Origin of the sequence: Promicromonospora sp. NPDC023805 (genome assembly GCF_040639635.1) — a bacterium.
In the GTDB taxonomy this organism is placed as follows: Bacteria; Actinomycetota; Actinomycetes; order Actinomycetales; family Cellulomonadaceae; genus Promicromonospora.
Map to the genome: position 1 here is coordinate 174,390 of NZ_JBFAAH010000001.1, position 14,968 is coordinate 189,357.

The 14,968-nt window shown below is 71.8% G+C and carries 10 protein-coding genes; 2 read left to right on the forward strand and 8 right to left on the reverse strand.

Annotated features, from left to right (window positions below):
• Positions 1-2 precede the first annotated feature (2 nt).
• Both AB0F70_RS00850 and sthA read right to left on the reverse strand, forming a co-directional pair.
• Positions 3-2,795 (reverse strand): tetratricopeptide repeat protein, encoded by a 2,793-nt coding sequence (locus AB0F70_RS00850; RefSeq protein ID WP_357442500.1) that lies wholly within the window; start codon positions 2,793-2,795, stop codon positions 3-5.
• A gap of 203 nt (positions 2,796-2,998) precedes the next feature.
• Entirely contained in the window at positions 2,999-4,417 is a 1,419-nt protein-coding gene (gene sthA / locus AB0F70_RS00855; protein WP_357442502.1) for a Si-specific NAD(P)(+) transhydrogenase, read from the reverse strand.
• Between the two features lie 108 nt (positions 4,418-4,525).
• Here sthA and AB0F70_RS00860 point away from each other — a divergent pair, with 108 nt between their 5' ends.
• Together AB0F70_RS00860 and AB0F70_RS00865 are read left to right on the forward strand one after the other, a co-directional pair.
• Positions 4,526-4,807: a YciI family protein gene (locus AB0F70_RS00860; protein WP_357442504.1), complete on the forward strand. Its 282-nt coding sequence runs from the start codon at positions 4,526-4,528 to the stop codon at positions 4,805-4,807.
• Between the two features lie 124 nt (positions 4,808-4,931).
• Complete coding sequence (locus AB0F70_RS00865; RefSeq protein ID WP_357442506.1) at positions 4,932-5,798, forward strand: hypothetical protein; 867 nt, start codon at positions 4,932-4,934, stop codon at positions 5,796-5,798.
• A 152-nt stretch (positions 5,799-5,950) separates the two neighbouring features.
• Here the strand turns inward: AB0F70_RS00865 and AB0F70_RS00870 are convergent, their stop codons facing one another.
• The 6 genes from AB0F70_RS00870 to AB0F70_RS00895 form a co-directional block, all read right to left on the reverse strand.
• Positions 5,951-6,979 carry a TerC family protein gene (locus AB0F70_RS00870; protein ID WP_357442508.1) on the reverse strand — a complete coding sequence of 343 codons (1,029 nt, stop codon included), beginning with the start codon at positions 6,977-6,979 and terminating at the stop codon, positions 5,951-5,953.
• Positions 6,980-7,239: 260 nt separating this feature from the next.
• Positions 7,240-8,211: an NAD(P)-dependent alcohol dehydrogenase gene (locus tag AB0F70_RS00875; RefSeq protein WP_357442510.1), complete on the reverse strand. Its 972-nt coding sequence runs from the start codon at positions 8,209-8,211 to the stop codon at positions 7,240-7,242.
• Between the two features lie 208 nt (positions 8,212-8,419).
• The gene (gene uvrB, locus AB0F70_RS00880) at positions 8,420-10,534 is read right to left on the reverse strand and encodes an excinuclease ABC subunit UvrB (RefSeq protein ID WP_357442512.1); all 2,115 of its coding nucleotides are present in this window, start codon (positions 10,532-10,534) and stop codon (positions 8,420-8,422) included.
• A gap of 94 nt (positions 10,535-10,628) precedes the next feature.
• Positions 10,629-11,315 (reverse strand): pyroglutamyl-peptidase I, encoded by a 687-nt coding sequence (locus tag AB0F70_RS00885; protein WP_357442514.1) that lies wholly within the window; start codon positions 11,313-11,315, stop codon positions 10,629-10,631.
• 43 nt (positions 11,316-11,358) lie between these two features.
• A complete protein-coding gene (gene coaE / locus AB0F70_RS00890; protein WP_357443555.1) occupies positions 11,359-11,988 on the reverse strand; it encodes a dephospho-CoA kinase in 630 nt (209 codons plus the stop codon).
• A 75-nt stretch (positions 11,989-12,063) separates the two neighbouring features.
• On the reverse strand, positions 12,064-14,871 hold the full coding sequence (locus AB0F70_RS00895; protein WP_357442516.1) for a BTAD domain-containing putative transcriptional regulator: 2,808 nt from the start codon (positions 14,869-14,871) through the stop codon (positions 12,064-12,066).
• Positions 14,872-14,968: the final 97 nt, after the last annotated feature.

A 14,968-nucleotide genomic window follows, 5' to 3' on the forward strand; every position in this document is an offset into this window, starting at 1 on the left:
TCTCAGCGCACCGCGCGGCCGTCGGCGACGCCCGACCGGCGTACGCGGGCCTGCAGGTCCAGGGCGCGCAGCAGGTCCTGCTCGTGCGCGTAGGACCCGTCGACGAGCCGGCGCCGGACGTCCACGACCTCCTGGGCGAACTCCGCCGCGGAGTCCAGCATCTTCAGGTCGAGGTGCACGGAGACCATGTTCGAGAGCGCGGAGGCGAGACCCGGCAGGTGGAGGTCGGGGCTCCGGCGCGCGAGCCCGCGGCGTACGCGCACCGCCTCCGCCGTCGGCTCGACGCCCTCCTCGGGGCGCCCCGCGTCGATGAGCGCGGCGCCCAGGTTGAGCAGCGCGTCGGCGAGGTCCGGCTCGAAGCGTTCCGGGTCGCTCACCGCGAGCAGCCGCAGCTGGGCGACGGCCTCCTCCGTCGGCGCGACGGCGTCCTCGGCCCGGCCGAGCTCCGAGTAGAGCACCCCCAGGTTGGACAGCGAACGTGCCAGGTACTCCTCGCCCGGGTGCCCCTCCTCCGCCAGGCCGCGCCGGATCGCCACCGCCTCCTGCTCCAGTGGCAGCGCCTCGTCCGGCTCCCCGGCCCGCGAGTGGGTGACCGCGAGGTTCGACAGCGAGGCGGCGAGCATCCTGCGGAACCGCGCGGGGTTCTCGCGCGCGAGCCGGCGGCGCAGCAGCACGGCCTCGCGTTCGAGTGATATCGCCTCGTCCAGGTCGCCGAGCCGGGACCGCACCGCGCCCAGCGACGCGAGCGTGTAGGCGAGCGTCCAGGTGTGCGCGGCGGGATTCTCACGGGCCAGCTGACGGCGCAGGGCCGCGGCCTCGCCGAGCGGCTCGATCGCCTCCCGGTCGCGGCCGAGCGCCGCGTACGAGTTGGCGAGGTTGGTCAGCGCGAACCCGAGCTCCTGCCGGTACCGCTCGGGCGCCTGCAGCACCATCCTGCGGCTGAGCTCGACGGCCTCCAGCGCGAACGCCGGGGCCTCTTCCGGGCGGCTCTCTGTGAGCGTCACCGCGCGGTTGGACAGGGCGGTCGTCAGGAAGACACCCCACTGCCGCGGGTCGCGCCTGACCAGGTTCCGGAGGATCGGGAGCAGCTCCATGAACCGCGCGTTCTCCTCCTGGGGAGGACCTGTGTCGTTCAGGACGACGGTCAGGCTCATCAGGACGCGGGCCAGCTCCGCCTCGATCCAGCCGGTGTCCCGCTCCTCGGCCGTCCGGGTCAGCTCGACCGCCTCGAGCTGCGCGGCGAGCGCTTCCTTCGTCATCCCGGCTCGCCAGTGCGCGACGCCCAGGGCGTGGATCGCCCCCACCAGGGCCGTGCGGTACCGGTCGGGGTCGCCCGCCGCGAGGCGGCGCCACGCGGCCACGGCAGCCTCCAGCGCGTCCAGCGACTCGGCCAGGCGTGCGTCGTCCCTGAGCGCCATGCCCAGGTCGGTGAGCGCCTCTGCCCTGCCCGCCGCGTCCCGGGCCGCCGCTACCGCCCGCTCGCCCCTGTCCACGTCGTCGGTCGACACGTCGACGACACCGCGGGGCTTGAGCAGGAACGACGTCCGCAGGGCACGTGGGTCGTCACCGTAGGAGTCACCCGCACGGCGCAGGAGCTCTGCCGCCAGCGCGCCCACCCCCGGCGTCTCCGACAGCTCGATCTCCAGCCGGCGGGCGACGTGGACCACGCGCAGCGCCGCCTTTCGGGACAGGCCCCACGTGCACGAGCCGACCAGGGCCACCGACCGTCCGAACCGGTCCGCGACGAGCACGTCGGCGACGCGGCCGTGCCCGACGGCGTTCGCCTCGAGGCCCATCACCGGACGCTGCAGCCCGAGCAGCCACTGCGTGCCGGCGCGGCCGGGCACCCCCGGCACCACCCGGCGCAGCACGTCGCGCACGCTCGCGGCGTCGTCGGCGCCCAGCAGGCACACGGCGGCCATGACGTCCTGGACCTCGTCGACGGTCAGCTCCAGACCGGCCTCACGCGCCGACCGGGCCCACGAGCCCGCGGCCACGTGCAGGATCCCGCGCGCCGGGTTCAGCTCGGTCGCCGGGACCGAGACCCCTGCTGCTCCGAGGACGGCGAGGGCCGCTGCGGCGTGCAGGTCGACCACCCTGCTCCCGCCGACCGGTTCCGGCATGCTCACGGCGGACGCGCCGGGGTTGTCGACGCCGAGGCACTCCGCGAACGCGGCGGTCGCGGCCTCCAGCACCACGCGGTCCGGCAGGCCGGGCGCCAGCGCGAGGTCCAGCGGGGTCTGCGTCGCGCCGTCGCGCTCGAGCAGCGGCCACAGCGTCGAGCCCCAGCGCAGGCGGCGCAGCCACTCCCCGGCGACCCGGGCGAGCAGGAGGACTCGGATGCGGCCACGGGCGGGGCGCGCCAGGGCGTCGAGCATCGCGCCGAGGCCCAGCCGGGTCGCCGCGTTGTCCACGACGAAGAGCACGTCACCCTGCGGCCGTGCGCGCACCGTTGCGGCCTCCCGGCCGCGCGGCACCGGGACGACGGTCCATCCGGACTCGCCCATGCGGCTGCCGAACTCGTTCGCGAGGCGCGTCTTGCCGAAGCCGACGGGAGCGACGATGAGCCGCAGGCTGATCGCCGCCGGGCTCTCGGCCCACGCGCGGAGCTCGTCCAGCTCCTGCTCGCGGCCCAGGAAGGGGACCACCGCCCGGGCCGGGTCGAGCAGCGCGGTCGGCTGCCGGAAGCCGTCCAGGGGCTCGTCCGCAGCAGCCGTGAGCGGGCCGCGGCGGACCACCGTGCGGGCGGCCCGAACCGCGGCGGCCAACCGGGTCGACACCTCCGAGACCACCACGATGAGCAAGTCAACCGGACGAACGTCCGACACTGCAAGGGGAACGGGAAGACTGGTACATCCAGTGATCAGAACCGTGCACGGACGAACACGGCGTAACGGTCGCCCGGGCGCTCGTGAACGGCGTCACCAAGCCGTTTTCGCCCCGTGACCGTTCGCCCGTGGCTGATTCGCCCGTGCCGATGTCGCCCGTGCCGCTGCTGTCAGAACCCGAACCGCTCGACGTCCCGCATCTTGTTCGTCGCATCGAGGGCGGCGACCTTGTAGGCCTCCGAGAGCGTCGGGTAGTTGAACACCGTGTCGACCAGATGGTCCACGGTGCCGCCGGTGGTCATGATCGCCTGTCCGATATGGATGATCTCGGTGGCCCCGGTCCCGAACACGTGCACGCCGAGGATCTTGCGGTCCTCGGTCGAGACCAGCAGCTTGAGCATCCCGTAGGAGTCGCCGACGATCTGCCCGCGCGCCAGCTCGCGGTAGCGCGCGACCCCCACCTCGTACGGCACGCCCGCGGTGGTGAGCTGGTCCTCGGTGTCCCCGCAGTAGGAGATCTCCGGGATCGTGTAGATCCCGATCGGCTGCAGCTCCAGCAGCGACGAGATCGGCTCGCCGAACGCGTGGTACGCCGCGAGCCGCCCCTGCTCCTGGGAGGTGGCCGCGAGCGCCGGGAACCCGATCACGTCGCCGACCGCGTAGATGTGCTCGACGCCGGTGCGGAACTGCTTGTCGACCTGGAGGCGACCGCGCCGGTCCGCCTCGAGCCCGGCCGCGGCGAGGTCGAGGCCGTCGGTGGAGCCCTGCCGTCCGGCGGAGTAGAGCACGCAGTCGGCGGGGATCCGCTTGCCGGAGGCCAGGGCGGTGACCGTGCCGCCGCTGCCGGCCGTCACGGACTCGACGGTCTCCCCCAGCCGGAAGGTCACCGACAGGTCGCGCAGCTGGAACTTGAGCGCCTCGACGACCTCGGAGTCGCAGAAGTCGAGGATCTTGTCCCGCGCCTCGACGACGGTGACGCGGGTGTCGAGCGCGGCGAACACCGATGCGTACTCGATGCCGATCACGCCCGCGCCGACCACGACCATGGTCCGCGGCACCTCCGTCATGTCGAGGATGCCGTCGGAGTCGACCACGCGGACGCCGTCGAACGCGATGTTCGCGGGCCGCGCGGGCCTGGTGCCGACGGCCACGACCACCTTGTCCGCGGTCAGCCGCCGGACGACGTCGCCCTCGCCGTCCGTCACCTCGAGGTCGTGCGGGCCCGTGAACCGGGCGCTGCCCACCACCGTCTCGACCTGGTTGCGCGCGAGCTGGTTGCGCACCACCTCGACCTCCCGGCCGATGACGTGCTGGAGCCGCGCGAGCAGGTCCTGGACGGTGATGCGTTCCTTGAGCCGGTAGCTGGAGCCGTACACGTCCCGCATGTGCAGCCCGGTCAGGTACAGGACCGCCTCGCGCAGGGTCTTGGACGGGATGGTGCCCGTGTGCAGGCTGACGCCGCCGACGTGGTCGCGCTGCTCGACCATTGCCGCCCGCTTGCCGAGCTTGGCGGCACCGATGGCGGCCTTCTGCCCGCCGGGGCCGGAGCCGATCACGACGAGGTCGAAGTGGTTCTCACGTGCGTCCATCGTCCGAGTGTGGCGGTGCGGCGACCCCGTGACGAGGGGCTTCGTCGCGCAAGGTGCGACTTCATCAAGAATTAACCGGCCCTGCCCTCGGGATGGCAGGCTGGCGCCATGAGCATCTACGCCGTGAGCTACACCTACTCCGACGACGTGGCGACCCGTGACGAGGTCCGCCCCAGCCACCGCGACTTCCTGCGCGGGCTCAACGCGGAGGGCGTCGTCCGCGCCTCGGGTCCGGTCGACGGCGGGATCGGCGCGCTGGTCGTCGTCGAGGCGGAGTCCGCCGAGGACGCGCTGCGGATCCTGGACACCGACCCGTTCCAGGTGCGGGGGGTCATCGCCGAGCGCAGCGTGCGCCAGTGGGACGTGGTGATCGGCGGCCTCGCGGAGTAGGGCGCCAATACTCCGCCATTTGAAAACTTTGACCGAGAAGTCCTGACCGGGCAATGGTCTTGAGCAGCCTCTGGTGCACATGATGCCAGTTGGAGCACAGCTGGCTATGTCCGGGAGGCACCGCATGACCTCTGTCGACAGCACCACGGTGGCTTATGCGGATATATGTCCGCATATCTGCGTGACGCCGCCGTACTATGCGCTCGGTGACCTGGTCAGTCCCGCCTCCGGGCTGGCCGTCGCCACGGTCCCGGTCCAGACGTCCACCGGACGCCAGGCGACCCTGATCAACATCGCAGAGGCAGGGCGGCACCTCGCCATCCTCGGTCTGTCCGCCGCCTCCACCGTCAACCCGGGCACCGGCCGGCACTACTACCTCGCGCACCGCGGGGTGGGCCGGATGTATCCGCCCGCCGGGACGCTGACTGCGCTCCACGGGACCGCGACCGCCCGCATGACCGGCCGCAACCGTGCGGTCGCCGAGACCGAGCTGCGCGACGACGACGGAAGTCTCGTGGCGCGGCTCGATCTCGAGTACCTCGTCATGTCGGCGCCCGTGTTCCGGCGTCTGATGGGCCCCGCCACGGCACCGGACGCGACGGAGCCGGCCAGCCCGTACAGCGCCCCCGCACCGCTCGTCGACATCGCGGCCGACGCCCGCAGCGCCACGGCCAAGCTGTCCGTGGAGGCCGCGATGTGCCGTGGGCACTTCGACGGGTTCCCCGCGCTGCCCGTCTCCGTGGCGGGCTACGCGACGTTCGCGCTGTTCGACCACGTGCTGGAGGCAGCGGCCGGACCCGGCGCCCGGTGGCAGGCGGGCCTCTTCCGGCTGCAGGCCGATCATCTCGCCGTGGCGGGCCAGACCTGCACGGTGGACGTCGAGCCGTCGGCCCCCGCCGAGCCCGAGGCGCACGAGAGCGCGTTCACCGGGACGCTCCGGTCCGGTGACCGCGACATCTTCTCGATCCAGGTGGACTACACGACCGTCTGAGCCGACAGCCGAGCAGGCCGACGGCCGCGCCACCGTGGTGGACGCGGCCGTCGGCCTGCTGTACGGCTACCGGCACAGTGCGAGTCGGTTGCGAGTCGGTTGCGAGTCGGTTGCGAGTCGGTTGCGAGTCGGTTGCGAGTCGGTTCAGAGACCTACTTCGAGGACTCCTCCGACGGCTCGGGCTCCTTCGCCGCCTCTACCCGCTCGTCGTGCGCGGACTTGAGGAGGCTCGCGACGGTGCCGACCACCAGTGACACGACGATCACCGTGAGCGACAGCCAGATCGGGATCTCGGGCGCCCAGTGGAAGCCGTGGCCACCGTTGATCCAGGAGATCGAGTTGGTGTGCAGCGCCTCGAGGATCAGCTTGATCCCGATGAAGCCGAGGATCGCCGAGAGCGCGTAGGGCAGGTACACCAGCCTGTCGAGCAGGCCACCCAGCAGGAAGTAGAGCTGCCGCAGACCCATCAGCGCGAACAGGTTGGTGGCGAACACGATGAACGGGTCCCTGGTGATGCCGAAGATGGCGGGGATCGAGTCGACCGCGAACAGGACGTCCGTTGAGCCGATGGCCAGGAACACGATGATCAGCGGCGTGAAGAGCCTGCGGCCGTCGACGACGGTCCGCAGCTTCGCGCCGTCGTACTGGTGGTGCAGCGGGAGAACCTTCCGCATCTGCCGGATGAGGGCGTTCTCCTTGTAGTCGTCATGCTCCTCGGGCTTCTCGGGGATCGCCTGCTGGATCGCCGTGTAGATGAGGAACGCGCCGAAGATGTAGAAGAGCCACGTGAACTGCTCGATCAGCGCCGCACCCGCGAGGATGAACACGGCACGGAAGATCAGCGCCATGATGATGCCGACCATCAGCACACGCTGCTGCTGCTCACGCGGCACCGCGAACCGGGCCATGATGATGACGAACACGAAGAGGTTGTCGACGCTCAGGGAATACTCCATGAGCCAGCCGGCGTAGAACTCCGCGGCCGGGGTGATGCCACCGACGCCCCAGACGATCCCACCGAAGATCACGGCGAGCCCCACGTAGAAGCTCACCCAGATGGCGCTCTCCTTCATGGACGGCACGTGCGGACGACGGCCGACGATGAGGAGGTCGGCGATCAGCAGGACGAGCATCGCCCCGAGCGAGACCACCTCGAACGTCACGGGTAGTTCGTGGACCATTGTTTCCTTCCGGAACAGGGAGGAACGCGCGACAGCCTCGAGCCTCCGGTGTGTACAGCAGGGCACCGGAGGTCTTCCTCGCTCGCCCGTGCACCAGCCTGACCGAAATCAGACGCTGACGCACCACGAGCCGGCCAGGCCGAGCTGACGTCATCGGCAGCTGTGCTGACGACCAAGCCGTTATGAGGTACTCCCCTCCAACGGAGGGAAGCATACGGGACACCACGTTTGTTCCCGAACGTGACGTACGACGCCGCTCGCTACGAGAGCGTGACCACGAGCTTCCCGCGCGCGTGGCCGGCACCGGCCACCTGCCGGATCGCCTCGACCGCGCGGTCTAGCGGGTACGTCGCGCTCACGATCGGCAGCAGCGCGCCGCCGTCCACCATGCGGGCGAGCACCGCGAGGTCCTCACCGTTCTCGGACGCCGAGACGCTCATCGCCCGGTACGGGCGGAACCGCGACACCAAGGGCGCCGCCAGCAGGTCGGGCATCGAGCCGAACAGACCCGCCTTGCTCCCGTCGTTGGTGAGGATCAGCCCGCCCGGCACGACGACGCGGCCGAGCGCGCGCAGCGGGTACCGGCCGGCATTCGTGAAGACGACGTCGAAGCGCCGCTCGCCTGCCGTGACGTCCTCGCGCGTGTAGTCGATGACGTCGGAGGCGCCGAGCTCGCGCACCATCGCCACGTTGCGCGTGCTGCACACGCCCGTCACGTGCGCGCCCCACGCGGCGGCGATCTGCACGGCGAAGTGGCCGATGCCGCCGCCCGCACCGGTGATCATCACGCGCTGCCCGGCCGTGAGCCCCGCGGCGCGCAGGAACTGGAGCGCCGTGAGGGCCGCCATCGGCAGCGCGGCGGCCTCGACGTGAGTGAGGTCGACCGGCCGGTGCGCTATCCGGGTGGCGTTCGCCACCGCGCGCTCGGCGAACGTCCCCGCGGCGCCGAACCCGAACACCTCGTCGCCCGGCGCGAACGCGGTGACACCGGGGCCCACGGCCACGATAGCTCCCGACAGGTCGGCGCCCCGGACCTGCGGACGGGGACCGCCGAGCCCGCCCATCATCGGGCGAGCGATCATCGGCTGCCCCGCCGCGAAGTGCCAGTCGTACGGGTTGACCCCCGCCGCGCTCACCCGGACCAGCACCTGCCCCTTCGCGGGGAGCGGCTCAGGGATCTCTCGCACCGCGAGGGCGTCCAAGCCATAGCTGTCCTGTGTCAGTGCCCGCATCACGGCCTCCTGGCCTGTCCTGCTTCCGGACGTGCGCTGCACCCCTGCGGGATCAGGGTCCTCCGGGCCTGTGACCAGGTCAAGGGTGAACTCGGAGCGTGTTCGCCGCACCGTCACCGCACTCGTTCGGCGCGTTCGTTCGGCGCATACGGAAGCCGAGCCCTCGCCCGGGTGGGCAAGGGCTCGGCTTCCGCTCGCGCAACCGGCTCTACGCCGTCGCCGCCTGCATCTGCCGCAGCTCCTTCTTGAGCCCCGAGATCTCGTCGCGCAACCGCGCCGCCACCTCGAACTGCAGCTCCGCGGCCGCCGCGTGCATCTGGTCGGTGAGCTCCTGGATGAGCTCTGCCAGCTCGCTCGCGGCAGCGCCGGAGAGCCGGTTGCCGGTCGTCGAGCCCTCCTTCGGGCTGCCGGGCACCCGCGCCCCCCGGCCCTCGCTCTTCCCCTTGCGGTTGTTCCGGAACCCGCCGGCCAGCAGCTCCTGGGTGTCCAGGTCCTCGCGGGCGAGCATGTCGGTCACGTCCGCGATCTTCTTGCGCAGCGGCTGGGGGTCCAGGCCGCGCTCGGTGTTGTAGGCCACCTGCTTCTCGCGGCGCCGCGAGGTCTCGTCGATCGCCATGCGCATCGCGGGCGTGATCTTGTCCGCGTACATGTGGACCTGACCGGAGACGTTTCGGGCCGCACGGCCGATGGTCTGGATGAGGGAGCGCCCGGACCGCAGGAAGCCCTCCTTGTCGGCGTCGAGGATCGCCACGAGCGACACCTCCGGCAGGTCCAGGCCCTCCCGCAGGAGGTTGATGCCCACCAGCACGTCGTACTCGCCGATCCGCAGCTCGCGCAGCAGCTCGACGCGGCGCAGGGTGTCCACGTCGGAGTGCAGGTAGCGCACCCGCACGTTGCGCTCCAGGAAGTAGTCCGTGAGGTCCTCGGCCATCTTCTTGGTCAGCGTCGTGACCAGCACGCGCTCGTTGCGGTCCACCCGGTCGCGGATCTCGCCCAGCAGGTCGTCGATCTGGCCCGTGGTGGGCTTCACGACGATCTCGGGGTCCACCAGGCCGGTGGGGCGGATGACCTGCTCGACCACCCCGTCCGACAGCGAGCGCTCGTAGTCGCCAGGCGTGGCGGACAGGTAGACCGTCTGGCCGATGCGCTCGGTGAACTCCTCCCACTTCAGCGGGCGGTTGTCCATGGCGCTCGGCAGCCGGAAGCCGTGGTCGACCAGCGCACGCTTGCGAGAGGCGTCGCCCTCGTACATGGCACCGATCTGGGGCACCGTCTGGTGGGACTCGTCGATGACGAGGAGGAAGTCCTCGGGGAAGTAGTCGAGCAGCGTGTTGGGCGCGGTGCCCGGGTCGCGGCCGTCGATGTGCATCGAGTAGTTCTCGATCCCGGCGCAGGTGCCGATCGAGCGCATCATCTCGATGTCGTACGTGGTGCGCATGCGCAGGCGCTGCGCCTCCAGCAGCTTGCCCTGCTTCTCGAGCTCGGCCAGTCGGCCCTCTAGCTCCTTCTCGATGCCGCCGATGGCCCGTTCCATACGCTCCGGGCCCGCCACGTAGTGCGTGGCCGGGAACACGTAGATCGAGGTCTCGTTGCGCACCACGTCGCCCGTGAGCGGGTGCAGCGTCTGGATCGACTCGATCTCGTCGCCGAACATCTCGATCCGGATCGCGAGCTCCTCGTACACCGGGATGATCTCCACGGTGTCGCCGCGCACCCGGAACGTGCCGCGCGTGAACGCCATGTCGTTGCGCGTGTACTGCATGGTCACGAACTGGCGCAGCAGCTTGTCGCGGTCCACGACGTCGCCCACGTCGAGCCGGACCATGCGGTCCACGTACTCCTGCGGCGTGCCCAGGCCGTAGATGCACGAGACGGACGCGACCACTATCACGTCCCGCCGGGTCAGCAGCGACGAGGTGGCCGAGTGCCGGAGGCGCTCGACCTCGTCGTTGACCGACGAGTCCTTCTCGATGTAGGTGTCCGACTGCGCGATGTACGCCTCGGGCTGGTAGTAGTCGTAGTACGACACGAAGTACTCGACGGCGTTGTTGGGCAACAGCTCCCGGAACTCGGTGGCGAGCTGCGCGGCGAGCGTCTTGTTGGGCGCCATCACCAGGGTGGGCCGCTGCAGCTTCTCGACGAGCCAGGCCGTCGTCGCCGACTTGCCGGTACCCGTGGCGCCGAGCAGCACCACGTCCTTCTCGCCGGCCTGGACGCGCTCGGTCAGGTCGGCGATCGCCGTCGGCTGGTCGCCTGCCGGCTGATAATCGGAGATGACCTCGAACGGGGCCACCGTGCGCTGCAGATCGGTCACGGGTCGCATGTGACTACGGTACGACCGACCACTGACAGTCCCGCCGCGAGCGCCCTCACCGCCGAAGCGGTGCGCCTGCCGGCGAGGGCCCCCACGGTCTCTCTCAGTGCAGCGTGCCGGCGACTCCGGCGGTCTCCACCGCCTCGCCGCGGGCCGTGGCGAGCGCAGTGCGCACCACGATCTCCAGGGCGCTGACGAGCGACTCGAGCGGCAGGTGCGGCTCGCCGCCGTCCGACAGCGCGGACGCCACGGCCTCTCCCCCTACCTCCTCGGTGGTGCGCGGCACGTGGACGAAGCCGGACAGCACGCCCGGCCGCTCGGCCAGCGCGTGCTGCAGCGCGTAGAACGCGGCGTTGCAGACGTACGTCCCGGCGCTGTACGTGACGCCGGCGGGGATGCCCGCCGCGCGCACGGCGGCGACCGCGGCCTTCGCCGGGAGGGTCGTGAACCGGGCGTCGGGGCCGCCGTCGGCCACGGGGGCGTCGACGGGCTGGGTGCCGCCGTTGTCGGGGATCCGGGCGTCCATGAGGTTGATCGCCACCTGCTCGACCCGTACCTGGGTGACACCGGCGGCCAGGCCCACGGCGAGGACGACGTCGGGCGCGTGCTCGTCGAGCAGCCGCAGCAGCAGGCCGTCGGCGGAGCGGACCTGGTCGAACTCGACCGGCAGGACGGCCGTGACCAGCTCGTCCGGCCCTGTCCAGCGCGCGGCGAGGGCCGCTACCGCTTCGCCTGACGAGTTGACGGCGTCACCGCCGAACGGCTCGAACCCTGTGACCAGTACCTTCATCGCGCACGCTCCTCACCGGGCCGTGCGGATCACGCCGGCCGGATCACGCGGAGTCTGCCTCCGCCTCCTGCGCGACCTCTTCGGCCACGCGCTGCCACAGGGTATCCACCTGTGCGCGTAGATTGTCCTCGCTCCCCGAACCGTCCAGGGTGAAGTCCGCGAGGGCGAGCCGCTCGTCGTCGGCGGCCTGCGACGCGAGCCGGGAGCGCGCGGCGTCATAGCTCAGCCCGCGGCCCTCGACGAGCCGGCGCACCCGCTGCTCGGCGGGCGTGTGCACCACGACCAGCAGGTGGAAGTGCTCGGCCTGCCCGGTCTCCACCAGCAGCGGGATGTCGTGCACGATGACGGCGGTCGGGTCCCCGGCGGCCGACATGGCCTCCCGTTCTGCCGAGAGCCGCCGCACCTCCGGATGCACTATGTCGTTCAGGCGGCTGCGGGCGGCCGCGTCGGCGAAGACGAGGGCGCCGAGCCCCGGCCGGTCGAGGCCGCCGTCCGGCGTCAGCACGACGTCGCCGAACGCTTCGACGATCGCGGCGAGGCCCACCGATCCTGGCGCGACCGCCTCCCGCGCCAGCAGGTCGTGGTCGATGACGACGGCGCCGAGCTCGGCCAGGCGTGCTGTCGCGACCGACTTTCCGGCCGCGATCCCTCCGGTGAGTCCGATGCGGAACATGTTGTCCTCAGTGCCGGGATGGTTGGAGTCCTGCTGGGCGTCAAGGCTACCTCCGAACATCCGGGTCGCCTGGGCTCACAGGCCGGTGACGCCGTAGCCGCGCGACAGCCGCTCTCGCTCGACGTCCGCCGCGAACGGAGCCGATCCGTCGAGGATCTCCAGGCCGGCTCGCCAGGCGCGCCGGGCACCGATCTCGTCGCCGAGCCGCGCGTGGAGGTCGCCCGTCGCGCGGTACCCCTCGGCGACTCCGCTGCGGTCGCCGAGCCGGCTCCGTATCCGCGTCGCACGCTCATAGGCGCGCAGTGCGCCCCTGAGGTCCGCCGCCTGCTGCCGGCAGAACCCGAGACTGTCCCAGCTCGCCGCCGCGGCACGCTGGTCGTCGATCTCCTCGGCCAGCGCGAGCGCCTTCTGACACCAGGTCACCGCCGTGTCCAGGTCCCCGAGATGCGCGAGGTCCCAGCCGATGGCGTTCATCGCACGCGCCTCGCCCATGTGGTCTCCCGTGGCTCGTGCGTGACCGAGCGCCCGGCGGTCATGTCCGAGGGCCTCGTCCCACCGCTCGCCGGACTCGGCCACGGCACCGAGCCCGAGGTGCACCTCTGCGCCGCCCGTGACGTGCTCGAGCTCGCGGTTCAGCTCGTCCGCACGCAGGAAGTGGCCGTGCGCCCGCTCGTGCTCACCTCGGCGGTGCGCCGCCTTGCCCAGATGAAACTCGGCGCGTGCGGCCATGTCCCGCCTACCGCCCCGGTGCGCGGCAGCCAGGACCGCGGTCTGGGTACTGGTCGCCTCGCCCCACCGCCCGTTCCACTCCTGGAGCTCCGTGGCGAGAAACCCGATCCGGACGCAGTCGACGTCGTGTCCCAGGTCTCCCGCCAGCCGCACGACGGCCACCAGGTTCGCGTGCTCCGCGGCGAACCACCGCTGGGCATCGGCCGGGGAGCAGATGCGCGGAACGCTGACGCCGCGGACGCCGCCCGGGCCGTCGACCGCTCCGGCATCAGCGGCACGGCGTGCGCCCGGCCGTTCCACTGCCTTGCGCACCGCGCGGGCGTAGTGGTCGAGGAGACGCCGGACCGCCTGCCGGTTGTCCAGCCGCGCACCGAGCTCCCCGGCGTAGCTGTGCAGCAGGTCGTGCAGCCCGATCCGGCCGCCGTCGGAGGCCGTCACGAGGTACGCCGACTCCAGCTCCGACACCCGCCCGCGCGCCTGCTCGACGGGCAGCCCCGCGAGGCTCGCGACAGCCTCGATCGACAGGTCCGGAGTCGGGTGCGCACCGAGCAGGCGGAAGAGCCGGGCCGCGGGTGCCGACAGGGACTCGTACGACCGGGCGTACACCGACCGCAGGTCTGCCGCGTCGTCTCCCAGGGTGAACTGATCCAGCCTGGGGTGGGCCGACCGGAGCTGCGCCACCACCGAGCCGAGGTCTGCGTCGCGCTGCCGCGCCGCGCGGGCCGCGACGATCGCCAGGGCCAACGGCAGCCGCCCGCACCGGCCGGCGATCTCGTCCAGCGTCGCGGCGTCGGCCGGACGGTCGCTGCCCAGGCGGCGTACCAGGAGCTCGCGCGCATCGCTCGCGGGCAGCACATCGAGCTCGATCCCTGTCGCCGCCTCGCGGGCCACCAGGCCGTCCAGGCGATAGCGGCTGGTCACCAGGACCGACGAGCCCGGGGAGCCTGGCAGCAGCGCGCGCACCTGTTCGGCGTTCGCGGCGTCGTCCAGCACGATGAGCAGCCGACGCCCGTCGGTCAGGGTCTGGTAGCGGGCGACGCGCTCCTCGAGGGTGTCCGGCGTCTCCGATGCCTGTTCGCCGAGCGAGACCAGGAGGTGCTGCAGCGCATCGTCGGCGGCCATCACCGCTCCCGGGCGGCTGCCCCGCAGGTCGAGCCAGATCTGGCCGTCGGCGAACCGGTCCGCCGCGCGGCGCGCCCACCAGCCGGCGAGCGCCGTCTTGCCGATGCCGGGCTGGCCCGAGATGACGACGACGGCAGTGTCGGGGGTGCCCGCCTCCCCACCCCCGGGCGCCAGGGCATCGAGTCGTGCCTGCTCCGAGCCGCGCCCCACAAGACCCGCGACGTGCGGAACCTGACGGGGCACGACGCGTGGGGCCTGCGGCGTGATGACGCCGAGGTGCACCGCGCCGGGCGGGCGGCTCGCCGGGTCCTCTCCGGCGAGGGCCCGCACGTGGAGCTCGCGCAGGCGCGCGCCGGGTTCCACCCCGAGCTCGGTGGCGAGGTGTCTGCGCAACCGGTCGAAGGCGTTCAGGGCTTCCGACCGGCGGCCGGACTCGATCAGGCCGCGGACCAGGAGGTACCAGATGCCCTCCCGCAGGGGATTGCGGTCGCACAGGTCCTGGAGCATGGCGACGTCCGCCGGCCGGCCCGCGGTCATCAGCAGCTCGTGCTGTCGCTCGATCGCCGTCAGACGCTGTTCGGTCAGGCGGGAGCGTTCGGCGTCCAGGAGGTCGCTCGGCACGTCGCCGAGCGCGTCGCCGCGCCACTGGTCGAGGGCGTGCCCGAGCGCGGCCAGCTCGTCGTCCGCCCCCTTCTCCCGGGCGTTCGACGCCACGCCCAGCCAGCTCGTGAAGCGGCCGACGTCGGTGTGGTCGACGGGCACGTCGAGCAGGTAGCCGTCCGGGCGGGTGCGGACGAGCTCGCTCAGCGGCCCCAGCGCCTTCCGCAGCCTGTTGACCGCCACGTGCGTCGACTTGCGGGCGTTCGACGGCGCGGTCCGACCCCAGAGGGCTTCGGCGATCTCGGCCATCGGCACGACGAGCCCGCGCCTGAGGACGAGCAGCGCCAGCACCGTCCGCGACTTGGCGGAGCCGATAGTGATCGCGCCGCTGTCGGCGACCACTACCAGCTCCCCCAGCACCCCGAAGTTCATCCGGCTCGTCCTCCCTCGCCTCCGTTCAGGAGACATTCAGGAAGTATGACCCGGCGGCGAGCCCGAACTCACCTGAATTGTGCACGTCCGGAGGTGG